General features: G+C 68.5%; 23 protein-coding genes. 10 read left to right on the top strand and 13 right to left on the bottom strand.

Going from position 1 to position 26,230, the window contains the following annotated elements; genetic code table 11:
- The 3 genes from ACSAMQ_RS13830 to ACSAMQ_RS13840 form a co-directional block, all read left to right on the top strand.
- A partial coding sequence (locus tag ACSAMQ_RS13830; protein ID WP_435396203.1) for a penicillin-binding transpeptidase domain-containing protein occupies window positions 1-1,328 on the top strand: 1,328 nt, incomplete at its 5' end.
- A gap of 294 nt (window positions 1,329-1,622) precedes the next feature.
- Window positions 1,623-2,276 (top strand): hypothetical protein, encoded by a 654-nt coding sequence (locus tag ACSAMQ_RS13835; protein ID WP_435396204.1) that lies wholly within the window; start codon window positions 1,623-1,625, stop codon window positions 2,274-2,276.
- Window positions 2,277-2,410: 134 nt separating this feature from the next.
- Window positions 2,411-2,788 (top strand): hypothetical protein, encoded by a 378-nt coding sequence (locus ACSAMQ_RS13840; RefSeq protein WP_435396205.1) that lies wholly within the window; start codon window positions 2,411-2,413, stop codon window positions 2,786-2,788.
- Window positions 2,789-2,884: 96 nt separating this feature from the next.
- Here the strand turns inward: ACSAMQ_RS13840 and ACSAMQ_RS13845 are convergent, their stop codons facing one another.
- The 8 genes from ACSAMQ_RS13845 to ACSAMQ_RS13880 all read right to left on the bottom strand — a co-directional run bounded on the left by ACSAMQ_RS13845 (window position 2,885) and on the right by ACSAMQ_RS13880 (window position 14,185).
- Window positions 2,885-4,192 carry a citrate synthase gene (locus ACSAMQ_RS13845; RefSeq protein ID WP_435396206.1) on the bottom strand — a complete coding sequence of 436 codons (1,308 nt, stop codon included), beginning with the start codon at window positions 4,190-4,192 and terminating at the stop codon, window positions 2,885-2,887.
- A 541-nt stretch (window positions 4,193-4,733) separates the two neighbouring features.
- Entirely contained in the window at window positions 4,734-4,976 is a 243-nt protein-coding gene (locus ACSAMQ_RS13850; RefSeq protein WP_031372636.1) for a type B 50S ribosomal protein L31, read from the bottom strand.
- A gap of 337 nt (window positions 4,977-5,313) precedes the next feature.
- Complete coding sequence (locus tag ACSAMQ_RS13855) at window positions 5,314-6,264, bottom strand: nucleoside hydrolase (protein ID WP_435396207.1); 951 nt, start codon at window positions 6,262-6,264, stop codon at window positions 5,314-5,316.
- Window positions 6,261-6,887, bottom strand: a complete 627-nt coding sequence (locus ACSAMQ_RS13860) for a DUF4166 domain-containing protein (RefSeq protein ID WP_435396208.1) — start codon at window positions 6,885-6,887, stop codon at window positions 6,261-6,263. Before ACSAMQ_RS13860 ends, ACSAMQ_RS13855 begins: the two co-directional genes overlap by 4 nt.
- 155 nt (window positions 6,888-7,042) lie before the next feature.
- Entirely contained in the window at window positions 7,043-9,160 is a 2,118-nt protein-coding gene (gene recG / locus ACSAMQ_RS13865) for an ATP-dependent DNA helicase RecG (protein ID WP_435396209.1), read from the bottom strand.
- A gap of 140 nt (window positions 9,161-9,300) precedes the next feature.
- Window positions 9,301-11,724, bottom strand: a complete 2,424-nt coding sequence (locus tag ACSAMQ_RS13870) for a TonB-dependent receptor (RefSeq protein ID WP_435396210.1) — start codon at window positions 11,722-11,724, stop codon at window positions 9,301-9,303.
- 82 nt (window positions 11,725-11,806) lie between these two features.
- Window positions 11,807-12,934, bottom strand: a complete 1,128-nt coding sequence (locus tag ACSAMQ_RS13875; protein WP_435396211.1) for an SO2930 family diheme c-type cytochrome — start codon at window positions 12,932-12,934, stop codon at window positions 11,807-11,809.
- 18 nt (window positions 12,935-12,952) lie between these two features.
- Window positions 12,953-14,185, bottom strand: coding sequence for a parallel beta-helix domain-containing protein (locus ACSAMQ_RS13880; protein ID WP_435396212.1), 1,233 nt, complete (start codon window positions 14,183-14,185; stop codon window positions 12,953-12,955).
- Window positions 14,186-14,352: 167 nt separating this feature from the next.
- Between ACSAMQ_RS13880 and ACSAMQ_RS13885 the strand changes: the two genes are divergently transcribed.
- Window positions 14,353-15,414, top strand: a complete 1,062-nt coding sequence (locus ACSAMQ_RS13885) for an AraC family transcriptional regulator (protein ID WP_435396213.1) — start codon at window positions 14,353-14,355, stop codon at window positions 15,412-15,414.
- Between the two features lie 185 nt (window positions 15,415-15,599).
- Here the strand turns inward: ACSAMQ_RS13885 and ACSAMQ_RS13890 are convergent, their stop codons facing one another.
- From ACSAMQ_RS13890 to ACSAMQ_RS13910, 5 genes are all read right to left on the bottom strand, one after another.
- Window positions 15,600-15,983, bottom strand: a complete 384-nt coding sequence (locus tag ACSAMQ_RS13890) for a RidA family protein (protein ID WP_435396214.1) — start codon at window positions 15,981-15,983, stop codon at window positions 15,600-15,602.
- Between the two features lie 246 nt (window positions 15,984-16,229).
- Window positions 16,230-18,410: a RelA/SpoT family protein gene (locus tag ACSAMQ_RS13895; RefSeq protein ID WP_435396215.1), complete on the bottom strand. Its 2,181-nt coding sequence runs from the start codon at window positions 18,408-18,410 to the stop codon at window positions 16,230-16,232.
- Window positions 18,411-18,799: 389 nt separating this feature from the next.
- Window positions 18,800-19,099: a DNA-directed RNA polymerase subunit omega gene (gene rpoZ, locus ACSAMQ_RS13900; protein ID WP_031372646.1), complete on the bottom strand. Its 300-nt coding sequence runs from the start codon at window positions 19,097-19,099 to the stop codon at window positions 18,800-18,802.
- A gap of 299 nt (window positions 19,100-19,398) precedes the next feature.
- Window positions 19,399-20,019 (bottom strand): guanylate kinase, encoded by a 621-nt coding sequence (gene gmk, locus ACSAMQ_RS13905; RefSeq protein ID WP_435396216.1) that lies wholly within the window; start codon window positions 20,017-20,019, stop codon window positions 19,399-19,401.
- Between the two features lie 101 nt (window positions 20,020-20,120).
- A complete protein-coding gene (locus ACSAMQ_RS13910) occupies window positions 20,121-20,981 on the bottom strand; it encodes a YicC/YloC family endoribonuclease (protein ID WP_435396217.1) in 861 nt (286 codons plus the stop codon).
- A 69-nt stretch (window positions 20,982-21,050) separates the two neighbouring features.
- Here ACSAMQ_RS13910 and rph point away from each other — a divergent pair, with 69 nt between their 5' ends.
- The 6 genes from rph to ACSAMQ_RS13940 form a co-directional block, all read left to right on the top strand.
- The gene (gene rph / locus ACSAMQ_RS13915; RefSeq protein WP_435396218.1) at window positions 21,051-21,815 is read left to right on the top strand and encodes a ribonuclease PH; all 765 of its coding nucleotides are present in this window, start codon (window positions 21,051-21,053) and stop codon (window positions 21,813-21,815) included.
- A 571-nt stretch (window positions 21,816-22,386) separates the two neighbouring features.
- Window positions 22,387-22,779: a VOC family protein gene (locus tag ACSAMQ_RS13920; RefSeq protein ID WP_435396219.1), complete on the top strand. Its 393-nt coding sequence runs from the start codon at window positions 22,387-22,389 to the stop codon at window positions 22,777-22,779.
- Window positions 22,776-23,372, top strand: a complete 597-nt coding sequence (gene rdgB, locus ACSAMQ_RS13925; RefSeq protein WP_057972469.1) for an RdgB/HAM1 family non-canonical purine NTP pyrophosphatase — start codon at window positions 22,776-22,778, stop codon at window positions 23,370-23,372. The genes ACSAMQ_RS13920 and rdgB overlap by 4 nt, the downstream gene beginning before the upstream one ends.
- Window positions 23,369-23,953, top strand: a complete 585-nt coding sequence (locus tag ACSAMQ_RS13930) for a hypothetical protein (RefSeq protein ID WP_435396220.1) — start codon at window positions 23,369-23,371, stop codon at window positions 23,951-23,953. Before rdgB ends, ACSAMQ_RS13930 begins: the two co-directional genes overlap by 4 nt.
- A 53-nt stretch (window positions 23,954-24,006) precedes the next feature.
- Entirely contained in the window at window positions 24,007-25,173 is a 1,167-nt protein-coding gene (gene hemW / locus ACSAMQ_RS13935) for a radical SAM family heme chaperone HemW (RefSeq protein ID WP_435396221.1), read from the top strand.
- 276 nt (window positions 25,174-25,449) lie between these two features.
- The coding region (locus ACSAMQ_RS13940) for a DUF1631 family protein (protein WP_435396222.1) at window positions 25,450-26,230 on the top strand (781 nt) is incomplete at its 3' end.

Consider the following 26,230-nt stretch of genomic DNA (forward strand, 5'->3'; position numbering starts at 1 on the left):
CCGGCGCCACGACGGCCGCAGCGGCCCAGCCGGCCGCGCCGGCCAAGCCGCCGGTGGTGACCTACCGCCTTGACCAGCTGCCGCAGGCGCAGGCCGCGCTGGTGTCGCTGGAGCCCGGCAACGGCGCCCTGCGCGCCTTGTCCGGCGGCTATAGCTTCGCCGGCGCCAAGTTCAACCGCGCCACCCAGGCGCGCCGCCAGCCCGGTTCGAGCTTCAAGCCGTTCGTGTATGCGGCCGCCTTCGAGCGCGGCTACAACCCGGCCTCGATCGTCCTCGACGCCCCGGTGGTGTTCAAGGACCGCCGCGGCCACCTGTGGCGCCCGCAGAACGACGGCGGCAACTTCGCCGGCCCGATGCGCGTGCGCGAGGCGATGGTGCAGTCCCGCAACCTGGTCTCGGTGCGCCTGCTCGACGCGATGGGCGTCGACTTCGCCCGCAAGTACATCAGCCACTTCGGCTTCGATCCGGAGCAACTGCCGCCGAACCTGTCGATGTCGCTCGGCACCGCCTCGCTGACGCCGTTGTCGGTCGCGCGCGGCTACGCGGTGTTCGCCAACGGCGGTTTCCGGATCACCCCGTGGTTCATCGACGAGGTCAAGGATCGCGCCGGCGCGGTGGTGTTCAAGGAAAAGCCGGCCACCGCCTGCCCCGAATGCGGCGGCCGCGGCGGCACCTCGGTGGCGACGCCGGTCAGCACCGTCGTCGACGGTTTCGACCTCGGCCCGGCCGACGGCAGCGCCGCCCCCGGTCCCAAGAAGTCCGACCCGAAGGCCAAGCAGGCCGAGAAGCCGGTCGAACAGAAAAAGGCGCCGACCGCGGCCGAGATGGCCAGCATGAACCTGGCGCCGCGCGCGATCGACGACCGCATCGCCTACCAGATCGTCTCGATGCTGCGCGACGTGGTCAAGCGCGGCACCGGCACCGCGGCCAAGGTGCTCGGCCGCGATGACGTCGGCGGCAAGACCGGTTCGACCAACGACCATCGCGACGCCTGGTTCTCCGGCTTCGGCGGCCCCTACGTCACCACGGTCTGGGTCGGCCGCGACAACTACAAGTCGCTGGGCTACCGCGAGTACGGCGGCAAGGCGGCCTTGCCGATCTGGATCGACTACATGCGCGTGGCGCTGAAGGACCAGCCGCTCGCCGCCAACGAGCCGCCGCAGGGCATGGTCAAGGTCTCGGTCGCCGGCAACGGCGCTCTGATTCCCGACGGCGCCGGCGGCGTGATCGAGTGGGTCAAGGCCGAAGACCTCGAGCGCATGCAGACCTATACCGACTACGGCAACGAGGAAGCGGCGCCGTCGGAAGAGTCCTTCGACATCTTCTGAGCGCCCTCCACGCAAGGCCCCGGCCAAGGCCGCACGCAGCGCGTGCGGCTTTTTTTCTGCGCGGCGGGGCGCTGTCGCGCCCGAGCGGCCGGCACGCGCTCAGCCCGATGGCGGCTCGCCGGCCAGCGGCCAACCGGGTGTCGCCTTGCCGGATCGGGCGCCTCGCGCGGCGCCTAGGAACGGGCGGGCCGCATCGACATCGCCCTGACGGACGAACGTGCTAGGTTTGGCCATGCCAGCCCCACCCGGCCGCGGCGAGCGCCCTCGTCGTGACGTGCCAGCCCGGAGGTCGAGATGCACCAGGCCCGACAGCACGCACATCAGCATGCGCAGACCCGCATCCGCGAGCGTCGCCATCGCCTCGCTCACGAAGCCGCTCGCCTGATCGCCGAAAGCGGCATCCGCGATTACCACCAAGCCAAGCTCAAGGCCGCCGAGCGCCTGGGCATCTTCGACGACGCCTCGCTGCCGCGTAACCGCGAGATCGAGGACGCCCTGCGCGAGTACCAGCGCCTGTTCCAGCGCGACAACCCGGGCAGCCTGCGCCAACGCCGCGAGGCCGCGCTGCGCGCGATGGAATTCTTCGCCGAATTCGAGCCGCGCCTGGTCGGCCCGGTGCTCGACGGCACCGCCGACGCGCGCAGTCCGGTTTCCCTGCACCTGTACAGCGACGATCCGGACGCCGCGCCGCGTTTCCTCGACCAGCACCTCATCCCGGCCGAAGCGCGCGAGCGCCGCTTGCGCCTGGACCGCGAGCGCAGCCAGGACTTCCCGGTCTGGCTGTTCGGTGCCGAGGACCTGACCTTCGACCTGACTGTGCTGCCGCTCGACGTGCTGCGCCAGGCGCCGCTGTCGAACGTCGACGAGAAACCGATGAAGCGCGCGTCGGCATCGCAGTTGCGGCAATTGCTGGCCGACGAAGAGATCTCCGACTTCGAGCGCGGCTGAGCGCATCCGGCAGGCTGCGGGCGCTGCCATGCGCTCGCGAGGCAAAGTCCGGCGAGGCAGATTCGCCGCGCGATGGATGGCGCAGGGCTCGCCCTGCGGCGACAATCGCCGCACACCCCAATCAAGGACGTTTCATGCGACTCAAGGAAACCGCGTTGCTCTGCCTGCTGCCCTTCGCTTTCGCCGCCGGCGCCGCCGGGGCGGCGCCGCCGATCGCGCTGTCGCAGTTGTACGCGAGCTACCAAAACGCCGACCACAGCGCCCTGTCGATGCCCGAGTACGGCCAGCCGGTGCGCTTCACCGCGGTAGTGCTGGAACAGAACACCTCGATGGCCGATACCGCGCTCACTTCGGCGACCGATGCCGACGGCGAAGTCGAATACGCGCGCCTGAGCGGCGAGGACCGCAAGCTGGCCGCGCTGGAGCCCGGCGCAGCCTTTACCGCGACCTGCACGGTCGGCTTCAGCTCCGGCACCGACTACCTGAATCTGACCGACTGCGTGGTCGAGTAAGCCGGCCGGAAGGCGCGGCCCGCCGCGGCGCCCGCAGCGCAGGCACAAATGAAAACGCCCCGCCGAAGCGGGGCGTTTTGCGTCGACGGACGACGCTCAGCGCTGGTCGGCGCCGACGTAGTCGCGCGTGGCGTGGCCGGTGTAGATCTGGCGCGGACGGCCGATCTTGTTTTCGGGATCGTTCTGCTGTTCCAGCCAGTGCGAGACCCAGCCGGCGGTGCGCGCGATCGCGAACATGACCGTGAACATCTCGACCGGAATGCCGAGCGCCTTGTAGATGATGCCCGAGTAGAAATCGACGTTCGGGTAGAGCTTGCGCTGGACGAAATACTCGTCCTTGAGCGCGGCCTCTTCGAGCTTCATCGCCACTTCGAGCAGCGGATCGTTGACGCCGAGTTCGCCGAGCACGTCGTGGGTCATCTTGCGGACCAGCGCGGCGCGCGGATCGTAGTTCTTGTAAACGCGGTGGCCGAAGCCCATCAGGCGGAAGCCCGATTCCTTGTCCTTGGCCTTGTCGATCGCGCCCTTGACGTTCTCGGGGCGGCCGATCTCGTTGAGCATCTTGAGCACGGCCTCGTTGGCGCCGCCGTGCGCCGGCCCCCACAACGCGGCGACGCCGGAGGCGACGCTGACGTAGGGATTGGCGCCGGTCGAACCGACCAGGCGCACGGTCGAGGTCGAGGCGTTCTGCTCGTGGTCGGCGTGCAGGATGAACAGCAGGTCCATCGCCTTGGCGGCGACCGGATTGAGTTCCAGCGGCTCGCTCGGCACTTCGAACAGCATGTGCAGGAAGCGCGTGGTGTAATCGAGGCTGTTCTTCGGGTAGCGGATCGGCCAGCCGATCGAATAACGGTGGCAGGCGGCGGCGATGGTCGGCACCTTGGCGATCAGACGGATCGCGGCCAGACGGCGCTGTTCCGGATCCTCGAGGTCGAGTTCGTTGTGGTAGAAGCTCGCCATCGAGCCGAGCATGCCGACCAGCATCGCCATCGGGTGGGCGTCGTGGCGGAAGCCGTACAGGAAGGTACGAAACGCTTCGTGCATCATCGTGTGATGCGTGACTTCGTGCTCGAACTTGCTGAACTCGTTCGCCGTCGGCAGTTCGCCGTTCATCAGCAGATAGGCGACTTCGAGGAAGTTCGACTTCTCGGCGAGCTGTTCGATCGGGTAACCGCGATACAGCAGCACGCCCTCATCGCCGTCGATGTAGGTGATCGCCGACTTGCAGCTCGCGGTGGCGGTGAAGCCGGGGTCGTAGGTGAACATCCCGGTTTCTTTCGGCAGCTTGGCGATGTCGACGCAGGACGCGCCCAACACCGGATGCTGTACCGGCAAGATCACGCTCTTGTCGCCGGCGGTCAGGGTGACCTGATCGAGGCCGGCTTTTTTGGAATCATCGGACACGAAACACTCCTCAATCTGCCTGCCGCAGGGGTGGCCGCGACAGGAGGGGGACGGGGGTCGCATTTGAACTGCGATGCTGAATTATCGCACAACGCTACTTGAGCCCAAGCTCGGACTTTGGTCGGGAGGGGCGCATGGGGGCCACGCTGCGTTTCATCGCCGGGACCGGTTTTCGATCCCGAGACGGGGCCCGAGAAGCTCCAGCGCCGGCTGGCGTGGACCGGCTTGTCGCGGCTTGGCGGAACACCTGTCACGAGGCGGTCGCCGGCCGGGCGTCGGCGCGCCGATGCCGGGCCAGGCGCGAAATCCCGCCCGGATACGCCCAGGCCACGGATGTTCGGCGTGGCGGGCACGACAGGCGTCGGCACCCTGCCCGACTCGGTACGGCTTCGGCCAGGCTGCCCACAGGCGCCAACGACAACCGCGCCCGATCCGCAGCAGCGCCCCGCAGCAGCGCGCGGCGTGGAAAGCGCGGCATCGGCGCAAACGCAAACGGCCGCCCTTTCGGGCAGCCGTTGTGCGCACAGCGGTTGCGACGCGATTACTTCTGCGCGTAACGCTTGCGGAACTTGTCGACGCGGCCGCTGGTATCCATGATCTTGTGCTTGCCCGTATAGAACGGGTGCGACGCCGACGAGATGTCGACCTTGATCAGCGGATACTCGGTGCCGTCGAGCTTGATCGTTTCCTTGCTCGACAGGGTCGAACGGGTCAGGATCTGGAAGTCGGTGGTGACGTCCTGGAACACGACGTTACGGTATTCGGGATGGATGCCTGCCTTCATGGCACTCAACCTTAGGTATGCGGGAAAGTCGGGCAGTATAGCGGCCGGCCTGGGGGGCTTGCAAGTCCGGCGAGCGTGGAAATTCCGGGCGGCCGGGTGAGGCTGAATATGGCGTGGAACTGGACGCCTGGCCTCCTGCCCCGCCCGCCCGCATTCGACCGGTAACCGGGGAACGGACTCTGGACTATGCGGCCAGCGCCTTCTGAATCAGGGGTTCGCGGCGCTGTTCGCTTCTGCCGGTTTCACCGTTGCCTACCTTCCTCTGCCTGGGTGTGCGGCCAGTGCCTCTGAATCGGGAGCTCGCGGCGCTGTTGCTTCTGCTCCTCTCGCCGGACGCCTACTCTCCTCTGCCTGGGTGTGCGGCCAGTGCCTTCTGAATCAGGGTTTCGAAGCGCTGTTGATCGTATTTCATGAGAATCGCTACCTGGTCCGGACGGCCTTCCTGGCGACGCCAGTCGACGACGGTCGCGCCGCGGCTGTGGGTGCCTTCGAGTTCGATCGAGACCGGACGCTCCTGCACGTCGAGTGCGCCGTCGGGCTCCAGCGCGAATGCCATCGCCAGGGCATCGGCGGCATGCCAGTGATCGCCGCGGCGGTCGATCGACCACATCCGGGTCTTCTCGGAAATGCGCTCGTAGAACTGGCCGCGCGGCGAGTCGGTCCGGAACCAGGTCAGCACGCGATCGTGATGCAGGCCATGGGCGATCACCGCTTCCCAGTCGGCCAGGTCGATGCGTTCGAAGGCTTCGAACACGATATGCGCGGCTTCCGGATCGAAGTAGATGTTGAACTCGGCGGCCGGGGTGATGTTGCCCTGGCAGGTCACCGCGCCGCCCATCACCACCAGACGCGCGATGCGCTGCGGCAGGGTCGGGTCGAGCTTGAGCGCGAGCGCGACGTTGGTCAGCGGCCCCAGGGCCACCAGCAGCAACTTGCCGGCGTGCTCGTGCGACAGGCGGACGATCGCGAGCGCGGCGTGCTCGGCTTCGGCCTGGCGTACGGCGGCTTCGTAGCCGACATCGCCGAAACCGTCCTGGCCGTGCACGTAGCCCGCATCCGGCGAGGGATGCAGCAGGGGCGCATCGGCGCCGGCGAACACCGGCACGTCGACGCCGGAGACTTCGCACAACTTCAGCGCGTTGGCGACGGTGTGCTTGAGGCCGACGTTGCCGGCGGCGATGGTCAGGCCGACCAGCTCGTGGCGCGGATCGTTGAACGCCATCAGCAGCGCCAGCGCGTCGTCCACGCCGGGGTCGGTATCGATAAGCAGGGGAATGCGGTCGGTCATGAAGCCACTCGTTCGTCGTTGACGGCCGTGTCGGCCGGGACAGCGTGCAGCGCGCCTTCGTAGCGCAACAGCTCGCCGAAGGGAAACAGGGAAAAGGCCACGGCGAAGCGATAACGCCCGCCGTCTTCGATGCGCTTGCAGGCATCGGTGCGCGGAAACAGGAACAGCGGCAACGGCACGCCGCCGATGGCGACGCCGCGCAAGCGCCAGCGCCAACCGCCGCCGTCGAGATCGACGCCGAGTTTCATCCGCGCCGGGCCGGTGCTTTCCAGCCAATGGCCGTCCGGATAGCGGCCGACCGGACGGAACACCGAGACCAGTTCGCTGCCGTCGTCGAAACGACGGCGCCACTGCATGGCCTGGGCGTCGTGGACGATGTCGACCCGGAAGCCGCGATGCGCGCGATCGACCGGGATGCCGAGGCGCCGGGCGAGCCGGCGTCCGATATGGCCGGCCAGGCCGGTGCCGGTGGAGACGGCGATCTGTCCGCCCAGGGTCCCGCCGCTGCGGTGCAGCGCCTGCAGCAAGGGATGCAGCCGGCCGAAAGCCGGGCCGAACCATTGCGTGGCCGCGTTTTGAAGGGCTCCCGGCATCCGGGTGGGGCGCTCCAGCTGGCGGGACACTATGCCATTGTTGCGCGCCGCAAGGGGGACCCGCTGCATGCCGGCCCGGAGCCTCGAGATCGCCGCCCGGCGCCGATCCCCTGCCCATCCGCGATGCACAACAGGCCCGCAGGCCCACTCGCGGCGATCGGGCCGAGGCGATCAGGGCGCGACGATCAGGCCGAGGCGTACCTCGCCGCGCCGCCGACCCAACGCGAGACGATGCGTTCGGCCAGGTCCGGCGAGGTCTTCAGCAGGCGCTCGCCGAGTTCCTGGACCAGGGGCAGCAGATCGGCGTCGCGGGCCAGATCGGCGACGCGGAAGCCGGCCAGGCCGGTCTGGCGGGTGCCGAGCAATTCGCCGGGGCCGCGCAGTTCCAGGTCCTTCTCGGCGATCACGAAACCGTCGTGGGTCTTGCGCATGGTGTCCAGGCGCTGCCGGGCCAGGCCCGACAGCGGCGAGCGATACAGCAGCACGCAGCTCGACGCCGCGCTGCCGCGGCCGACGCGGCCGCGCAGCTGATGCAACTGGGCCAGGCCGAGGCGCTCGGCGTTCTCGATGATCATCAGCGAGGCGTTCGGCACGTCGACGCCGACCTCGATCACCGTCGTCGCGACCAGCAGGTCGAGCTCGCCGTCCTTGAACGCGCGCATCGTTTCCTGCTTTTCCCTGGCCTTCATGCGCCCGTGCACGAGGCCGACGCGCAGCGGCGCGAGCTGCTGCGACAGCTCTTCGAAGGTGGTCTGCGCGGCCTGCGCCACGACCTCGTCGGAATCGTCGATCAAGGTGCAGACCCAGTACGCCTGGCGACCTTCGGCGCAGGCGCTGCGGATGCGCTGGACGAGCTCCGGCCGTCGCTCCTCGGCGAGCGCGACGGTCTGCACCGGCGTGCGCCCGGGCGGCAGTTCGTCGATCGCCGAGACGTCGAGATCGGCGTACGCGGTCATCGCCAGGGTGCGCGGGATCGGGGTCGCGGTCATCACCAACTGGTGCGGCACGATCGCATCCTCGCCGACCGCGCCGCCGGCGCCCTTGTCTCTCAGAGCCAGGCGCTGGTGAACGCCGAAGCGGTGCTGCTCGTCGACGATCGCCAGGGCGAGGTCGCGAAACGCGACGCCTTCCTGCATCAGCGCGTGGGTGCCGACGACGACCTGCGCCTCGCCGTTGGCGACCTGCTCCAGCACGGTCTTGCGCGCCCGGCCGGTGACCTTGCCGGCCAACCAGGCCACCCGCACGCCCAGCGGTTCGAGCCAGCGACGCAGATTGTTGAGGTGTTGCTCGGCCAACAGTTCGGTCGGCGCCATCAGTGCGGCCTGGCGGCCGTGCTGCACCGCCAGCATCGCCGCGAGCGCAGCGACCACGGTCTTGCCGCTGCCGACATCGCCCTGGACCAGGCGCAGCATCGGCGAAGGCTTGGCCAGGTCGGCGCGGATCTCGTCGAACACCCGCCGCTGCGCGCCGGTGAGCTTGAACGGCAGCGCCTTGCGCAGTTTTTCGGCCAGCGGCATCTGCTTGAGCGGGCGCGATCTATGCGCCTGCTGGCTGATGCGCTGGCGGCGCAGGCTGAGGTGATGAGCGAGCAATTCCTCGAGCGCGAGCCGGCGTTGCGCGGGATGGCGGCCCGCGATCAGGGCGGCCACGTCGGCGTCGACCGCCGGCCGGTGCACGGTCAGCAGCGCTTCGCGCAAGGTCGGCAGTTGCAGGCGCTCGCGCAACTCGCGCGGCAGCAGCTCCAGCGAGGCCTCGTCGGGCAGACGGTCGAGGGCGTAGCCGATCAGCCGGCGCAGGGTCGCCGGGCCGATGCCCTCGATTGCCGGGTAGACCGGGTCGAGCTGCTCGCCGAGCGCGACCTCGCCCTCGTCGTCGAGCACGCGATAGCTCGGGTGGACGATTTCGAGCCCGTGCTGGCCCGGCTTCGGCGTGCCGTACAGGCGCACGCGCGCGCCGACGCGGAACTGCGCGACCTGGGCGGCGCGAAAGTGGAAGAAGCGCAGCACCAGCACCGAGCGCGAATCGTCGCCGATCGCCACGCGCAGCATCGGTTTGTAACGGAATCCGCGTTCGACCGCTTCGACCCGGCCTTCGACCTGCGCGGCGACGCCGGGCTGCAGCAGGCGGATCGGGGTGATCTGGGTGCGGTCTTCGTACTGGCGCGGCAGTTGCAGCCAGAAATCCTGCAAGGTGGTCAGCCCGCGTGCGGCGAGCTTCTCGGCCACGCGCGGCCCCACCCCGGGCATCCGCGGCAACGGCTGTGTGTGGAGATCGACGGAGGGCCCGTCCTGGCGGCTCGGCATCGCATAAGGATGCCGGGATCGGCGGCAAAGCTAAACCCCGGCGCGTCCTTGTGCCGGGTCTAAGCGTGTACCTCCGCACCGCACGATCCAGCGGGGCGCAGCGACCGGCCGATCGCCGCCGGCCCGACCGGTCGCCGTCCTCAGAACCTCGCGCTGAACTCCACTCCGTAGCTGCGCGGTTCGCTGACCCGCGCGCCGACCGTGCCGAGCACATTCTTGCCGTAGGTGCCGAGCGCATTGATGTATTGGTTATCGAACAGATTATTGCCGTACGCGGCCAGGCCCCAGCGCCCCTGCGGCGAGGTCCAGCCCACCCGCAGATCGGTGCGGTTCTGCGCCTCGCCGAGATTCAGCGCCGGGCTGACGCCGCAACGGTTCTGCGCCTGCGATTCCTCGCTGCAACGGACCTTGCCGCGATAGGCGTGGCGCAGGGAGAAACGCAGGTCGCCGTGCTCGCCGAGGTTCCACACGTAATGCGCGCCGCCGGCCATCGACCAGTACGGCAGGCCGGTGGGATCGCCGCTGGCGTCGATGCCGTCGGAGGTCACGTAGTTCTTGTAGGTCGAATCGATGAAGCCGGCATTGAAGTCCAGGCCGAAGTTGTCGGTGGCCTGCCAACGCAGATCGAGGTCGAGGCCGTAGGCTTCCAGGTCCGAGGTGTCGACGACGAAGCGCGGAATGTCGGTGCTGCTGTCGAGCCGCACCGCCTGGCGATTGTCGTACACGTAGTAATAGGCCGAGGCGTTGAGCTGCACGCGCTGCTCGGGAAAGACCTGCTTGATGCCGGCCTCGAAATTCCACACGTCCTCGTTCTCGAAGCTGCTGCCGATCTGCAGCGAGTTGAAGCCGCCGGCCTTGTAGCCCTTGGCCAGCGAGGCGAACACCATGGTGTCGTCGCTGAAATGGTAGTCGGCGACGAAGCGCGGGCTGAAGTCGCTCCAGCTGTTGGAGGTACGGTTGAGCACGCCCTTGTTGAGCATCGCCGGCGGGTCGATGAAGGCCACGTCGAACACGAAGGCCTCGCGAGGCAGGCCGACCAGGTCGAAGAAGCCGAACGCCTGCAACTGGTTCAAGGTCGCATCGAGGGTCGGCGCGGTGCGCGGCGTGTTCAACCAGGAGAACTTCTTTTCGTCGCGGGTGTAGCGCAGGCCGACGGTCAGGTTGAGCTTGTCGGTCGCATGCCAGATCACGTCGCCGAACACCGCATAGGCCTTGGTGTCGAGGGTGTTGTGGAAGGTCTCGTTCCAGCGGTGGCCGAGCAGGGTCAGCGGAATGCCGTTGGCCTGCAGCAGGTCGTCGAAGAAGCCGAACAGGCGGCCGTCCGGGGTCGGCGCCAGGCCGAGGTTGCGCACGATGGTATCGACCGAATCGGTCAGCGCGTTGACCTCGCTGGTCTGGCGCGCCTGCTCGTCGAAATAGCTGGCGCCGGCGATCCAGTCGAGCTTGTCGGTGCTGCCGCTGAACTTGAACTCCTGGTAGAAACTGCGGTTGCTCTCGGTATTGGTCGAGTCGACGTACAGATACTTGCGGTTGGTGCCGTCTTCCTCGACCCGGTTGACCGAGTCGTAGTCGCGCCACGACGTGGTCGAGGTGAAGCCGCCCCAGTCGAAGCCGTGGTCGACGATCAGGGTCACGCCGTCGAAACGCCGCGACTCCTCATTGCCTTCGATATCGACCGCGGTCGGGACCTTGCGCGGGTCGAGATAAGCCGACTCGTCGACCGGCAAGCTCGGCAGGCCCGGCGCGGGCGGCAAGGCGACGATGCCGGTGGTGACCTGGCCGTTCTGGTCCAGGCTTTCGTGATCCCAGCTCAACAGCGCGCTGGTGCGCTCGCCGAAGCGGGTCTTGAACGCCGCGCGCGTGGCCCAGTTGTTTTCCGGGCCGAGGTCTTCGCCGGTCACCGCGTCGCGAATCCAGCCGTCGGCGTGGTTGACCAGGGCGTTGAAGCGGAACGCCGAGTGCTCGCCGGTCGGCAAGTTCAACATGCCGTCGACGTATTGCTTGCCGTCGTTGCCCAACCGCAGCCGCGCCTTGACTTCGGTGGCGCTGAAATCGGGCTTGCGGGTGATGATCGAGACCGCGCCGGCGGCGGTGTTGCGGCCGAACAGGGTACCCTGCGGCCCTTTCAGCACCTCGATGCGCTCGACGTCGGTGAACGGCAACAGCACGCCGCCGCCACGACCGGCATAGACGCCGTCGACGTAGACGCCGACCGCCGGATCGGTGCCGATGCCAAAGTCGTCGGTGCTGATGCCGCGCAACTGGAAGCCCGGCTGGGTCGGCTGCTGGCTGTCGACCACCAGGCCCGGCACGAAACTGTCGAGGTCGCCCATGTCCTGCGCGGCGATGTCGTCGATGAGCTCATCGGTCACCACCTGCAGCGCGATCGGCACGTCCTGCAGTTCCTGCTCGCGGCTTTGCGCGGTGACGGTGATCTTCTCCAGCTCTTTCGGCGCGGCGTCCTGGGCGCTGGCGATCGGCGCGGCCAGGGCGAAGGCGCCGCCGCAGAGTGCGGCGAGTGCGGTGGTGGTCGCGGTGACCAAACGGTGTTTGCGCAACGGCATCGGACAGCTCCCCATCGGTTCGTCGTAGACACGAACGCGCACGGCGGCGCGTTCCCCTCCTGCCTTCCCCAATCTGCGTGGCTCAGCCGCACTGCCCCTGTTGCGCGGCGATCCAGTCGCGGATCAGTCTTACCCCTTCGGTGTGCACGACGCTGCGACCCAGTTCCGGCATCATCACCGAGGGGTCCTCGCTGCGCATGCGATACAGCAGGATCGATCGGTCCGGCTGGCCCGGCACGATGTCGTGGCGGAAATCGCCGGTGCCCTTGCCGGCGGCGATCGGCAGCTTGCAGCGGCCCAACCGCATCGGTTCGCGGGTCGCCGCGTCGAGCCACAGCCCCGAGGTGTTGCCCGGGCCTTTCGGGCTGTGGCAATGGCCGCAGTTGATGTCGAGGTAGGCGCGCGCACGCGCGTCCAGGCTCGCCTTCGGGTCGCGCCAGTTCGCATCGCGCGGCGCGGCGGCCGCGGCCGGCGCGCCGTGCAGATAGCCCAGTTCGGTCCAGCGCGCGATCTGATTGGCAAGGCCGTCGTCGTAGGCGAAGTCCCGGTTGAGATGCCGCGCCTTCGGCCCGATCGGCTGCAGCGCCTTGCTCTTCATGTCGACGCCGTGGCAACCGGCGCATTGGTTCTGGTCCGGCACCTGGTACTCGGCCGGCTCGCTTCGGCCATCGGCCGCGACCAGGCTCAGCGGAATCAACGCGCCGCCGCGCATCAGCCGCGCCTCGGTCTGTTCGGCGTTCCACACATAAGGCAGCGCGACCCAGCCCTGCTCGCGCCGCAGCAGCAGGCGCGTCTCGACCAGCCGGACCTTGGCCAGTTCCAGACCGCCGCTGCGCAGGTCCGGGCCTGCGTCGGCGCTGCGCAAGACCGCATCGCCGCCGGCCGCGCTGCGCGGGTAGTAGAAGGTCTTGCTGAAGACGGTGCCGACCGGGAAATCGAAGGCCTCGTCGGCGCGGTACCGCGCCGCCTGGCCCTTCGGCATCCACACCGTGCGCAGCTTGTGCGCGTAGTCGGAAAACAGCGGGGTGTTGAGATCGTAGGGCACGACCCCGGCGTTGAGCCTCAGGCGGCCGTCGGCGACGCGCAGCAGATTCCATTCGGCGAGGGTCGCCGGCTGGCCCTGCGCGAAGAACCGCACCGGCGGCACCGCGGCTTCGCGCGCGCATCCGCCCGACAGCAGCGACAGCAATACCGCAACGACCGAGCGCATCATCGTCCTGCGCATCGATCAACCGCGCTTGAGGTCGATCGCCGGCAGCTTCGGCAGGGTGCAGGCGTAGGGCTTGAGGTCCTGGCTCGGATTCTTGTAGCCGCCGGGGCCGTCGGCATTGATCACGCCCGACACGTCGCGGATGCAGAGCTGTGGCCCGCCCCTGACCGCCTTGTTGGCATAGCCGTCCCAGAGCACATCGGGGAAGCGGCCGTTGAGGCCGTAGATCGCCGTCTTCAAGGCCTTGAGGTCGAATCCGTCGGGCGAGTCGCCGCCGCCGGACAGCCGATTGCCGTAGATCGAGATGCGTTCCGGGTAAGGATCGAAGTCCTTCGCCGCCTTGTCGTCCTTGTAGCCGGTCGAGTACACGCTGGATACGATGATGTTGGTGGTGGCGTTGTCGCTGATGTCGTTGTCGAAGATCTCGACGTCGTCGTTGGAGTTCACCACCATGCCGCTGCCGGCCGGCACGCTGGCCACCGGCGTGCCCTTGGCGCCGAAGTTGGCGGTGTTGTTCTTGAACACCTTGTTCTTGAACACCCGAATCGCCCCGCCCTGCTGCGACAGCGCCGGCATGTTGAACACCAGGATGCCGCCAGTGTTGTTGGTGGCGACATTGTCGTAGACATCGGCGTTGACCGTGTTCTCGATCTCGATGCCGGCGACGTTGAACTCGGCGCGGCTGTTGCGCACGATCACGTCGCGCGACTGGCCGACGTAGATGCCGGCATCGGAGGCGCCGATCGCCACCGCGTTCTCGATCAGCACGTTGCGGGTTTTGACCGGGTACAGGCCGTAGGCGCCGTTCTTGGTGCTCGGCCCGCCGGTCCACTCGACCCGCACGTTGCGGATGGTGATGTCTTGCGCCTCGTTGATCTTGAGGCCGTCGCCCTTGCTGTCCTCGATCGCCAGGTTCTCGATGGTGAACTGGCTGGCGTTGACCAGCAGGCCTTCGGCGCCGGCCTTCTGGCCCTTGAAGCTCAGCACCGACTTGTCCGGCCCGGCGCCGCGAATGGTCACGCCGTCCACGCGCAGGGTCAGGCTGCGGTCGAAGGTGTAGCGGCCGGCCGGCACTTCGATCACCTCGCCCGGCTTGGCGTCGAGCAAGCGGGTGCGGAAGCGCTCGGCGAAAGCGGCGTCGCCGGCGGCGACTTGCGCGCTCGGGGTGTGCTGCGGCTGATCGGGGCCGCAGCCCGCGGTCAGGGCCGCCGCAGCGGCAACAAGGACGAACGCCGGAATCTGCTTGCTCATGGATCTCCCCGTGATTGGCGACCGGGGCGCGCGGCGCGACTGCTCGCTGGGCGTCCCTCGTGGCTATCCGACGAGTCTCCGCCGCCGATGTGAGCGCGCGTGAGGGCGAATGCGGCACACTAAGGGGGCATTAGCGGTCAACCGTGCGGCCACGATCGTGAGGGGCGATGCGTCAGCCATCCGACCAGGACAGCGCCAAATCCGGCATCGCCTTGATGTCGCCGAACCTGCTGTGGGGCTTGCTCGAGACCGCGGACCGGATCGGCGCGCCGAGCGACGACTGGTTCGCCGGGACCGGCCTGAGCCGCGCCCAGGTCAGCGACCCGGGCGTGCGCCTGCCCAACCGGCCGACCGCGATCGTCATCGACCGCGCGCTGCGGGTGTTGCCCGACACCATCGGCCTGGACATCGGCCGCAGCCAGCATGTCGGCAATTTCGGTCTGCTCGGCCTGGCGATGACCACCGCGCCGACCTTCGGCGAGGCGCTGCAGATCGGCTTGCGCTATACCCCGGTGGTCGGCAGCCTGATGCGTTTCGTCGAGAGCGCCTCCGAGCCCGGCACGGTCGCCCTGGCCGGGCAGATGACTCTGCCTTATCCCTCGATCCACCGTTTCGTCTGCGAGGAATTCTTCAGCAGCTGCCTCGCCCTCGCCCGCGGCCTGGTCGGCGACGGCCTGCGCCCGCTGCGCATCGAGTTCAGCTATCCGCCGCCGGACTACGCCGCCCACTATCGCGAGGTGTTCGACTGCCCGGTCGCCTTCGGGCAACCGCAGGACCGGCTGGTGCTCGACGCGCACTGGCTGGCGGTGCCACTGCCCACCCACAACCCGATCGCTTCGCGCCAGGTGCTGGCGTTGTGTGAGGCGCAGATGCCGGAGGGCGCGGTGCCCGGCGAGGTCACCGCCGCGGTCGAACGCCTGCTGCGCGCGCAGCTGCCGCAAGACCCCAAGTTGGCTGGGATCGCCGCGCAATTGCACGTCAGCGAGCGCACCCTGCGCCGGCAACTGACCGGCGAAGGCACCAGCTTCCACGAGATCCACGACCGCCTGCGCATCGACCATGCCTACGCCCTGCTGCGCGAACGCCACCTGACCATCGCCAGTGTCGGCGCGGCCATCGGCTACAAGGACCCGCGCGATTTCCGCCGCGCCTTCAAGCGCCTGACCGGCGACACTCCGCGCGCCTTGCGCGAACGCCTGTTGGCGGAGATTGCGCGCGAGCGCAGGTGAGACGTTCGGGACTCGGGACTCGGGACTCGGGTGATGATTTGCGAGCTTGCCCCGCCCGGCCAAGGCTCGTCGTTGTTGCTGATTCGCGGTCGCAGCTTGCGCTGCTCCTACTCTGGCGAGGCCGACGCGACGCAAACGGCCGCTCGTTGCCGAGCGGCCGTCCGGGTCGACGCGGGTGTCGCGGTTTAGCGCAGCACCATTATCGCGTCGACTTCGAACGCCACGCCGCGCGGCAGCGCCGACACTTCGACGGTCGAGCGTGCCGGGTACGGCGGGTTGAAGTATTCGCCCATTACCGCGTTGACCTTGCCGAACGCGCCGAGGTCGGTGAGGAACAGGCCGAGCCGGGCGATGTCGGCGAGCGAGCCGCCGGCGGCTTCGCAGACCGCCTGCAGATTGCGGAACGCGCGATGCGCCTGGGCTTCGATGTCGCCTTCGATGACCAGGCCGCTGGCCGGATCGAGCGGGATCTGGCCCGACAGATAAACCGTATCGCCGACGCGCACGGCCTGCGAGTACGGGCCGATGGCGGCCGGAGCTTGATCGGTATGGATGATTTCGCGAGACATGTTGGGTGCCGGGAATCGGAATAGGGAGACGGGATCGTAAAGGCAGATCGCAGCGCCGGGAACCCGCTCGCTTGCAACGGGCGGTGCAGAAACGCGAATTGCGGCAGAAGCAGGTTCGGTCGAACAGATGTCGCTAGCCGGCCCTTGCCGTTCTCGAGTCCCTAGTCCCTAGTCCCTAGCTCCGAGTCCCTAGCTCCGAGTACCGAGTCCTGAGTCCATCCCGGCGGCGGGGCAACGCCGCCGCGCTCACATTCTCTGCACGCCCAGCACCACCGCCAGTCTGCGCACCCGGCGCATGACGTCGGCGAGGTGGCGGCGGTCGCTGACTTCGATGGCGAAGCGCATGATCGCGATGTTGGCGTCGCGCTCGAGGTATTCGACGCGGTCGATGTTGGACTCGGCCTCGGCGATCGCGGCGGCGACCTGGGCCAGCGAGCCGGGACGGTTGTCGACCTCGATGCGCAAGGCGGCGGCGAAGTCGCCGGAGACCTGGCGGTCCCAGCCGATCGCGACCCAGCGATCGGGCGACTTGCGGTAGTCGGCGACGTTCGGGCAGTCCAGGCGATGCACCACGATGCCCTTGCCGGCGGTGTGGTAGCCCATGATTTCGTCGCCCGGCAACGGCAGGCAACAGTTGGCGAAGCTGATCACGCCGCGCTCGGCGCCGGTGATCAGGATCTTGTCCTCGGGCAGGCGCGGACGGTCGATGGCGCGGCCGCGGGTCTTGCCCGGCACCTCGCGCGCCAGCGCCAAGGCGACCTGGTTCGGCATGCGATTGCCGAGCGCGATATCGGCCAGCAGGGCCTCCAGGCGCGGATAACGATACTCGGCGAGATAGCTTTCCAGGCGCAGCGCCGGGGTGCGGTCCAACGAGGTTTCCAGCACCTCCAGCGCACGGTCGAGCATGCGGTGGCCGAGTTGGACCGCGTCCTCGTGCTCGAGCTGCTTGAGCTGCTGTCGGATCGAGGTGCGCGCCTTGCCGGAGACGACGAACTCGAGCCACTGCGGCTTCGGCGTCGACGACTTGGCGGTGATGATCTCCACCCGCTGGCCGCTGGCGAGCTTGGTGCGCAACGGCACCAGCTTGCCGTCGACGCGCGCGGCGACCGCGCGGTTGCCGACATCGGTGTGCACCGCGTAAGCGAAGTCCAGTGCGGTCGAATTGCGCGGCAGCGACATGATGTCGCCCTTCGGCGTGAACAGGTAGACCTCGTCCGGGAACAGGTCGACCTTGACGTTTTCGAGGAATTCCAGCGACGAGCCGGTCGAACGCTGCGACTCGACCAGGCTGGCGATCCAGCTGTGCGCGCGCGACTGCGCGCTGTTCGGTCCGTCGCCGCCGTGTTTGTAGGACCAGTGCGCGGCGATGCCGCGTTCGGCGATCAGGTCCATGTCCTCGGTGCGGATCTGCACTTCCACCGGCGAACCGTAGGGGCCGAACAACACCGTGTGCAGGGACTGGTAACCGTTGGCCTTGGGGATGGCGATGAAATCGCGGAAGCGCGCGTCCAGCGGTTTGTAGGCCGAGTGGACCACGCCGAGGGCGTGGTAACAGTCCGGCACGCTGCGCACGACCACGCGGAAACCGAACACGTCCATGACCTGGTTGAAGCTCTTATGCTCGTGATGCATCTTCATGTAGATGCTCCACGGCGATTTCACCCGGCTGATCAGGCGGTGTTGAAGCTTGTCCTTCGCCAGGCGCTGGGCCAGGTGCGCTTCGATCTGCACCAGCGACTCGCGCCGCACCACCGGCTGGGTGCGGATGCGTTTTTCGATGACCGCATGGCGCCAGGGATGCAGGGCGCGGAAGCCCAGGTCCTGCAGCTCGGCCTTGATCAGGTTCATGCCCAGGCGCTGGGCGATCGGCGCGTAGATCTCCAGGGTCTCGCGGGCGATGCGCTCGCGCGCCTCGGCGCTCTGCGCACCGAGGGTACGCATGTTGTGCAGGCGGTCGGCGAGCTTGATCAGGATCACGCGCAGGTCGCGCGCCATCGCCAGCAGCATCTTGCGGAAGCTCTCGGCCGCCGCTTCCTGGCGGTCGCGGAACTGCAGCTTGTCGAGCTTGGTGACGCCGTCGACCAACTCGGCCACGGTCGGGCCGAATTCGGTCGCCAGGCATTCGCGGGTCAGCGGCGTGTCTTCGATGGTGTCGTGCAGGATCGCCGCGACCAGGGTCTCGACGTCCAGGCCCTGCTCGGCCAGCACTTTGGCGACCGCGACCGGATGGGTGATGTAGGGCTCGCCCGACTTGCGGGTCTGGCCCACGTGCGCGGCGGCGCCGACCGACCAGGCGCGGCGCAGTTGCAGGCGCTGCGCTTCGGGCAGGTAGTGCGCGGCCAGTTCGAGCTCGCGCACATAGTCCGGCAGCTCCGTGTCGTCCAGAACGGCGGGATAGGTGCTCAGCGCGGGCTCGGCGGGGGTCATAACGGAAATTTACGCGGGCGATGGCTCAAGGTGCAACGCATCCATTGATATTGGGTGCGGCACGCAGGCGGCGCAGGCAAGCGGCATGTCCGGATCGCGGCGCAAGGACGAGACGTTCGTTCAGGAATGCGCCGAAACCCGGGCGTGAGGGCTGCGGCTTCGCACCCTGCGAGTGGTGCGCCGGTGCCCAGCCAGGCGACTCGCAGCGCTCGCCGGGCGGTCGCGCAAACGCAGCTCTCCGGCAAGGCCGGGGGTCACAAACAAAACGGCTCCGGTCAGGCGGAAGCCACAAACAAACGGCTCCGCCAAGCGGAGGCCACAAAGAAAAACGGCTCCGCCAAGGCGGAGCCGTGTTCGACTCCCGCGCCGGGGCGCGGGGCCGGAAGTGCTCAGTCGTCGCTCTTCGACAGGTCGTCGTCGGCGACCACTTCGGCGGCGGCCCATTCCAGGGCTTCGCGCTCTTTGCGCTCGCGCTCGGCTTTCTCGACCGCATCGATGTATTCGGGGTTGATCTGGCGCGCGGCGATTTCGCGCAGTGCCAGCACGGTCGGCTTGTCGTTGGCTTCGCTGTTGTCCAGCTGCGGCTCGACGCCGTTGGCCAGCTGACGCGCACGCTTGGCGGCCAACATGACGAGTTCGAAGCGGTTGTCGACCACTTCCAGGCAATCTTCGACGGTAATGCGGGCCATGGGGCTCCTGGCGGCCGGAAGGCCGTCTTTGCAAGCGGTTGGGGACCGGGGAGTGTAGACCGACTCCACCGCCGGAGCAAGTTTTCGGACTAAATGCCTTTCAAATCAATGGCTTACCTGGAGCACGCCGCCAGCGACGGCCAGCAGCAAATCCCTGCGCCCCTTTTCAAGGGAGAACGCAAAGGCAGCCGACGCGCCCGCTATTCCCGAATCCCGAGCCCCGAGCCCCGAATCCCGAATCCCGAATCCCGAATCCCGAATCCCGAATCCCGAGTCCCGAGTCCCGAGTCCCGAGGAGCCTACCCCTCGTCCGCCAGCAGCGCGGTGATCAAACGCGAGTGACGGGCGACCTGCGGCTCGCGGCGCAGGCGGCTGGCGAGGAAGATCGCGCACATTTCCTCGACCGCGGTGTCGAACACTTCGTTGACGATGACGTAGTCGAATTCGCCGTAATGCGACATTTCATCGCGCGCGGCGTCCAGGCGCTGGCGGATCGTTGCCTCGCTGTCCTGGCCGCGAGTGCGCATGCGCGACTCCAGCGCCTGCCGCGACGGCGGCAGGATGAACACGCTGACCGCGTCCGGCACCTTCGACCGGACCTGGCGCGCGCCCTGCCAGTCGATTTCCAGCAACACGTCCTTGCCGGCGGCCAGGAAGGGTTCGACCGACTGCCGCGCCGAGCCCTTCCAGTCGCCGTGGACGCGGGCGTATTCGAAGAAATCGCCGGCCTCCACCATCGCCTCGAATTCCTCGGCGCTGACGAAGTGGTAGTGCTCGGCATGGCGCTCGCCCGGACGCGGCTGGCGCGAAGTGAACGAGATCGACAGGCGGATGTTCGGGTCGCGCGCCAGCACGGCGTTGACGACGCTGGATTTTCCGGCCCCGGACGGGGCGGCGACGATGTAGAGGGTTCCGCGCATGTGTCGGTAAGGTCCGGCTTGAAACGATAAAAACGGGGAAACAGCAACGATCACGAGGAAACCGCAACGAGAACCACTCGCTACTCGTTCCTGGCAACTCGTTACTCGATATTCTGGATCTGCTCGCGGACCTGGTCGATCAGCACCTTGAGCTCGACCGCGGCGGCCGAGCTGCGTGCGTCGACCGACTTGGAGCCCAGGGTGTTGGCTTCGCGATTGAACTCCTGCAGCAGGAAGTCCAGGCGGCGGCCGACCGCTTCGCGCAGCTTGAGCACGCGCCGCGCTTCGACCACGTGCGAGTCGAGACGATCGAGTTCTTCGTCGACGTCGAGCTTCTGCAGCCACAGCACCAGTTCCTGCTCGACCCGGCCGTTGTCGGCCGGCTGGGCCAGGTCGGCGAGCCGTGCTTCGAGCTTGGTGCGCTGGCCGGCGCGGATCGCCGGCATGAAGCCGCGCACCTCGGCGGCGATCGCGGCGATGCCGTCGATGCGCTCGCCGATCACGGTCGCGAGCTTGCCGCCTTCGCGCTCGCGCGCGGCGACGAATTCGTCGAGCACGCTGTCCAGCAGGGCCAGCGCCGCGGCCTGCAATTCGGCCGGATCGGTGCTCGGCGCCTGCAGCACGCCGGGAAACTGCAGCAGGTCGGTGAAGTCGGTGCGCAGCGCCGGGAACCGCGCCGACAGGTCGATCGCCAGATCGCTGAGTTCGCGCAGCCGGGTCGGGTTGAGCTGCAGCGCGTCGCCGCCTTCGGGCGCGCGCAGGCGCAGGGTCAAATCGAGCTTGCCGCGGCTGATGCGCGCGGAGACGCGCTCGCGCAGGGCCGGTTCGAGCACGCGCAGTTCGTCGGCCAGGCGCACCCCGAGTTCGAGGAAACGATGGTTGACCGAGCGCAACTCGCAGCCGAGCGTGCCCCAGGGTGTCACGCGTTCGCCGCTGGCGAAGGCAGTCATGCTGCGAATCATTCGCGAATCCCAAGCCTACAGGGAGCGAATGGTAAACTCGCCGGCCATCAAAACGGTAACTTCGCGCCCATGACCGGTCCCAACGCCGCCCCCGCCCCGGCCCCGACCGGCCCCCTCGTCCGTCCCAGCGGCCGTACCGCGGGCCAGATGCGCGAAGTCCGCATCGAACGCCGCTTCACCCGCCACGCCGAGGGCTCGGTGCTGGTCAGCTTCGGCGAGACCCGGGTGCTGTGCACCGCCAGCGTCGAAAACAAGGTGCCCTCGTTCCTGCGCGGCAAGGGCGAAGGCTGGGTCACCGCCGAATACGGCATGCTGCCGCGCGCGACCCACACCCGCAGCGACCGCGAGGCCGCTCGCGGCAAGCAAGGCGGCCGCACCCTGGAAATCCAGCGTCTGATCGGCCGCGCCCTGCGCGCCTGCATCGACCGCAAGGCGCTCGGCGAGCGCACCATCACCCTGGACTGCGACGTCCTGCAGGCCGACGGCGGCACCCGCACCGCCGCGATCACCGGCGCCTACGTGGCCCTGGTCGACGCGGTGCGCTGGCTGCAGTCGCGCCGCGAAATCGCCCGCGACCCGATCTTCGGCGCGGTCGCTGCGGTCTCGGTCGGCGTCTACCGCGGCGTGCCGGTGCTCGACCTGGACTACGCCGAAGACAGCGATTGCGACACCGACATGAACGTGGTCATGAACGACGGCGGCGGTTTCATCGAACTGCAAGGCACCGCGGAAGGCCATGCCTTCCGCCGCGATGAACTCGACGGCCTGCTGGCCCTGGCCGAGGCCGGCATCGCCGAGCTGATCCTCAAGCAGCGAGAGGCGCTGGCGGCCTGACCGCTGCAAACGGCTCCGAGTCCGTAGTCGGACTCGGAGCCACTGCGGATTCCGCTTGCCGGTCCGCCCGAGCACCCTGCTCGCCTCGACCCGCCACTCGCTCTGGCGTCATCTCCGTATCGCCAGTCATGCCTGCCATACGCGCATCGACTGCATCATTGCCTACTCGCCCGATCATCTCGCCCAGCGAAATCCCCGGCGTTTCCCCGGATGTTCGCGCCGCCGCGAGTTCGTTGACACACCGCTCCGCCGCGGCACATCGAGCGACGAACTGCGCAGCGCATGCGCACGATGCGTTCCCTCGATCGAGCGCGAATCACCAATCCCGAGCCGCGAGTCCCGGGGCCTGAGCCCCGAGCCCGAGTCCCGAGTCCCGAACAAAGCCGCCCTTCGGATATCGGCGAACCCATGCGAACCTGCGCTCGTATCGGGGGAACAACAGCCCACCACACGCATGCCTCACGATCATCGAGAGTGTGCTTTCTGCCGGACTGTCGTCCCCCTCCATCCACCGGCCGGCTGCCCGCCCTCGTGTCGAAGGCGATGACGGCGGCCCTCAGCAGGACCCGCCATGAACCGCAGCATCGGCAGCATCGCCCTCGTCGTCGCCGACTACGACGAAGCCATCGCCTATTACACCCAGTCCCTGGGCTTCGTCCTGCTGGAGGACATCGACCAGGGCGGCGGCAAGCGCTGGGTCCGGGTCGCGCCCGCCGACGGCGCCCAGACCGCCCTGTTGCTGGCCCAGGCGGCCACTGAGGAACAGGCCTCGCGGATCGGCAACCAGACCGGCGGCCGAGTCGGCTTTTTCCTGCATACCGACGACTTCCGGCGCGACCACGCGGCGATGCTCGGGCGCGGCGTGCGCTTCATGGAAACTCCGCGCGTCGAGACCTACGGCACGGTCGCCGTGTTCGAAGACCTGTACGGTAATCGCTGGGATTTGCTGGAACTGAAAGCATGAGATTAGTGCTGGCCAGCAGCAACGCCGGGAAGCTGGCGGAACTGCGCGACCTGCTCGGCGACACCGGCATCGAACTGGTGGCGCAAACGGATCTGGGGGTCGAGGACATCGAGGAAACCGGCAGCACGTTCGTCGAGAATGCGCTGCTCAAGGCCCGTCATGCGGCCGCGGTCACCGGGCTGCCCGCCCTGGCCGACGATTCCGGCATCTGCGTCGACGCCCTCGGCGGCGCCCCCGGCCTGTACTCGGCCCGCTACGCCGGCCAGCACGGCGACGCCCAGGCCAATATCGACAAACTGCTCGCCGCCCTCAAGGACGTGCCCGACGCCCAGCGCGGCGCGCACTTCTATGCGGTGATCGTGCTGCTGCGCCACGCCGGGGACCCGCGCCCGGTCATCGCCGAGGGCATCTGGCACGGCCGGATCCTGCACCAGCGCCAGGGCGAGCGCGGTTTCGGCTACCAGCCGGTGTTCTACGACACCGAATACAACGTGTCCGCCGGCGAAATCGACGACGCTCTCAAGAACCGCGTCAGCCACCGCGCCCGGGCGCTGGCGGCGCTGCGCGAGCGCCTGCCGGAGGTCGCCAGGTGAACCGGATGCTGCGCGCCGCCGCGCCGCCCCGCCGCGCCTTCCGCACCGGCGGCCATACCGTGCTGTCGGTAGCGGTGCTGTACCTGCTGGCGATGCCGATCGCGATCTGGATCCGTCAGGACGGGCTCGGCGCCGGCAGCCACCACAGCAACAGCTTCGGCTCGGAGATCGAGCTGGCGCTGTGGCTGCTGGCGAGCCTGGTCGGGCTGGTCGCGGTGGCCGCGATCCAGCGGGTCAGCCTGCAGTCCGGGGCGGGCCACACCATCGGCTACGCCAACATCACCACCGCCCACCGCACCCGCCGCTTCGCCCCGGGCGAGGTGGTCGGCATGTCCCTGCACCGGGCCAAGGACGGGCGCCTGCGCCTGACCTCGACCCTGGAACTGCGGCTGGCCCCGGTGCCGCACCGGCGCTGGAACACCGCGACCATCTTCGACGGCGAAACCTCCGGCGACGGCCGCGCCGAGCCGCTCGCCACGATCATGCGGCTGGTCGTCCAGGCCCGCCCGGACGTCGCCATCGACGCCAATCTGCGCGCCCTGCTCGCCGTCACCCGCTACGGCGCGACGCGCGACCGGTAAGCTGTCGGCCCCTTCCGACTGTTTCCGGGCCCTCGGGCCCGGTCGAGCGCTGTTTGAGCGATTCCCTGACCACCCCGCCGTTGTCGCTGTACGTCCACCTGCCCTGGTGTGTGCGTAAATGCCCGTACTGCGATTTCAACTCGCACGAATACAAGGGCGGCGCGCTGCCTTACGACGCCTACGTCGACGCCCTGCTGGCCGACCTGGAGCATGACCTGCCGCTGGTCTGGGGGCGGCCGGTGCACAGCGTGTTCTTCGGCGGCGGCACCCCCAGCCTGTTCCCGCCGGAGTTCATCGACCGCTTCCTGCAGGGCGCCAGCGCCCGCCTGCGCTTCGCGCCGGGTTGCGAGATCACCCTGGAAACCAACCCCGGCACCGCCGAGCACGGCCGGTTCGAGCTCTACCGCAGCGCGGGAGTGAACCGGCTCAGCTTCGGCATCCAGAGCTTCGACGACGGCTGCCTGCAGCGCCTGGGCCGCATTCACGACAGCCGCGAGGCCGAGGCCGCGGTCAAGCTGGCGCAGGACGCCGGCTTCGACAACCTCAACCTCGACCTGATGTACGCCCTGCCCGGCCAGACCCTGGCGATGGCCGAGCGCGACCTGGAGCGGGCCTTCGCCCTCGACCCGGCCCACCTTTCGCATTACCAGCTGACCCTGGAGCCGAATACCGTGTTCGCGGCGCGGCCGCCGCAGGGCATCCCCGACGAGGACAGCGCCTGGGACATCCAGGAGCACTGCCAGGCCCTGATCGCCGCGCGCGGCTACGAGCACTACGAGGTCAGCGCCTATGCGCGGCCGCAGCGGCGCTGCGCGCACAACCTCAATTACTGGCGCTACGGCGACTACCTGGGCATCGGCGCCGGCGCCCACGGCAAGATCACCCTCGGCGCCGAGCAGACCATCCTGCGGCGCTGGAAGCACAAGCACCCGGCCGAATACCTGGCCAAGGCCGGCAGCGAAGCCGGGATCGGCGGCGACGACCGGATCGCACCGGAACGGCGGCCGTTCGAGTACATGCTCAATGTGCTGCGCCTGGTCGAGGGCTTCTCGCTGGCCGACTACGAGGCGCGCACCGGCCTGGCCCGCGCCGGCATCGCCGCGCAACTGCAGGCCGGCTTCGACGCCGGCTGGCTGGAACAAAGCGGCGACCGGGTGCGTCCGACCGAGCTCGGGCGACGCTTCACCAACGACGTGGTCGCGTTGTTCCTGCCCGATTGAACGCCGCTCGGCGGCCGCCTGCAGGACCTGAGAGCGCCTGCGTCGCTCGCGGATCAGGCAAGCGCAACGGTTCGGCTGAACGGTGCGGGCCTCACAAGCCCGCGACCGGTTCCGGCGGAAACTCGCGTTTGGCCGCCCGCACGGGCCCTCTGCGTTACTGCCATAGGCCGCCTCCCGTCGGCTGCACGCTCTCGCGCGGCCGTCGCCGGACCGTTTCGAGTTGGCGAGCGCCGGGGAGGCGTGGTTATATCTTGAGGTCGTCAGTACCGAATCCACATGTCCGCCACGTTTGATCCTCTGGACGCCTCGCGGTCGCGGGCCACCCTGGCCACGGCCGCGTTGCCGCGTCGCGTGCGCCGCCTGCTGGAGCAGTTGTACGCGCTGATTTCCGACGAAACCGCGCCGCAACTGGAACGGATGCTCGCCGAGTTCGAGCAGCAGTTGTTCCGCCAGGCCGACCAGGCGCGCAATCCGAGCCTGCAGTCGGGCTACCTGGAAACCCTGCGCCTGGTCCGGTTGCGCCGCGCCGACCTGATCCCGCGCTACCTGGTCGCGCTGGAAACCGCGCTGACCCGCCTGCGCGAACCGGTCGCGCCGCGCCCCCAGGCGACGGTGCTGCCGAACTTCAGCGAGCTGCGCCTGGTCGACGACAGCGAGATGGACGAGAACACGGTTCTGCGCGGCATCGCCAGCCGCCACGAGTCGCGCGCCGGACTCGGCCTGTTGCTGCTCGGCCAGCGCTTCGGCGTGCTCGCCGGCGCGCCGGCCTTCGATGCCGAACGCCTGCCGGTCGGCCCGCACCGCCTGATCCGGATCTTCGCCGACGTCTGCCTGCCGCTGCAGATCGGCCAGGACTCGCGCCTGGACCTGTTCCGCGTGTTCGACCAGCAAGTGATGCTGGGCTATGCGCAGATGGTCGAAGCGATGAACGCCCTGCTCGCGCGCGAGAACGTGCTGCCGAACCTGTCGTTCGTGCCGCTGCGCGCGCGTCCCGCCGCCGTGCCTCCAAGCGAGGTCGCAGCTGCCGACGCCGCCCGCCGCGAACCGGCGCCGGACC

Source organism: Lysobacter sp. 1R34A (assembly GCF_051217035.1).
Lineage (GTDB): Bacteria > Pseudomonadota > Gammaproteobacteria > Xanthomonadales > Xanthomonadaceae > Lysobacter.

Excerpts from the sequence above, each read along its gene's own strand:
- ACSAMQ_RS13910 (WP_435396217.1), bottom strand. The coding sequence starts at position 20,981 with ATGATTCGCAGCATGACTGCCTTCGCCAGCGGCGAACGCGTGACACCC.
- ACSAMQ_RS13920 (WP_435396219.1), top strand. The coding sequence starts at position 22,387 with ATGAACCGCAGCATCGGCAGCATCGCCCTCGTCGTCGCCGACTACGAC.
- rdgB (WP_057972469.1), top strand. The coding sequence starts at position 22,776 with ATGAGATTAGTGCTGGCCAGCAGCAACGCCGGGAAGCTGGCGGAACTG.
- rpoZ (WP_031372646.1), bottom strand. The coding sequence starts at position 19,099 with ATGGCCCGCATTACCGTCGAAGATTGCCTGGAAGTGGTCGACAACCGC.
- ACSAMQ_RS13880 (WP_435396212.1), bottom strand. The coding sequence starts at position 14,185 with ATGAGCAAGCAGATTCCGGCGTTCGTCCTTGTTGCCGCTGCGGCGGCC.
- rph (WP_435396218.1), top strand. The coding sequence starts at position 21,051 with ATGACCGGTCCCAACGCCGCCCCCGCCCCGGCCCCGACCGGCCCCCTC.
- ACSAMQ_RS13840 (WP_435396205.1), top strand. The coding sequence starts at position 2,411 with ATGCGACTCAAGGAAACCGCGTTGCTCTGCCTGCTGCCCTTCGCTTTC.
- recG (WP_435396209.1), bottom strand. The coding sequence starts at position 9,160 with ATGCCGAGCCGCCAGGACGGGCCCTCCGTCGATCTCCACACACAGCCG.
- ACSAMQ_RS13850 (WP_031372636.1), bottom strand. The coding sequence starts at position 4,976 with ATGAAGGCAGGCATCCATCCCGAATACCGTAACGTCGTGTTCCAGGAC.
- ACSAMQ_RS13835 (WP_435396204.1), top strand. The coding sequence starts at position 1,623 with ATGCACCAGGCCCGACAGCACGCACATCAGCATGCGCAGACCCGCATC.
- ACSAMQ_RS13855 (WP_435396207.1), bottom strand. The coding sequence starts at position 6,264 with ATGACCGACCGCATTCCCCTGCTTATCGATACCGACCCCGGCGTGGAC.
- ACSAMQ_RS13875 (WP_435396211.1), bottom strand. The coding sequence starts at position 12,934 with ATGCGCTCGGTCGTTGCGGTATTGCTGTCGCTGCTGTCGGGCGGATGC.
- ACSAMQ_RS13890 (WP_435396214.1), bottom strand. The coding sequence starts at position 15,983 with ATGTCTCGCGAAATCATCCATACCGATCAAGCTCCGGCCGCCATCGGC.
- gmk (WP_435396216.1), bottom strand. The coding sequence starts at position 20,019 with ATGCGCGGAACCCTCTACATCGTCGCCGCCCCGTCCGGGGCCGGAAAA.
- ACSAMQ_RS13870 (WP_435396210.1), bottom strand. The coding sequence starts at position 11,724 with ATGCCGTTGCGCAAACACCGTTTGGTCACCGCGACCACCACCGCACTC.
- ACSAMQ_RS13885 (WP_435396213.1), top strand. The coding sequence starts at position 14,353 with ATGCGTCAGCCATCCGACCAGGACAGCGCCAAATCCGGCATCGCCTTG.
- ACSAMQ_RS13895 (WP_435396215.1), bottom strand. The coding sequence starts at position 18,410 with ATGACCCCCGCCGAGCCCGCGCTGAGCACCTATCCCGCCGTTCTGGAC.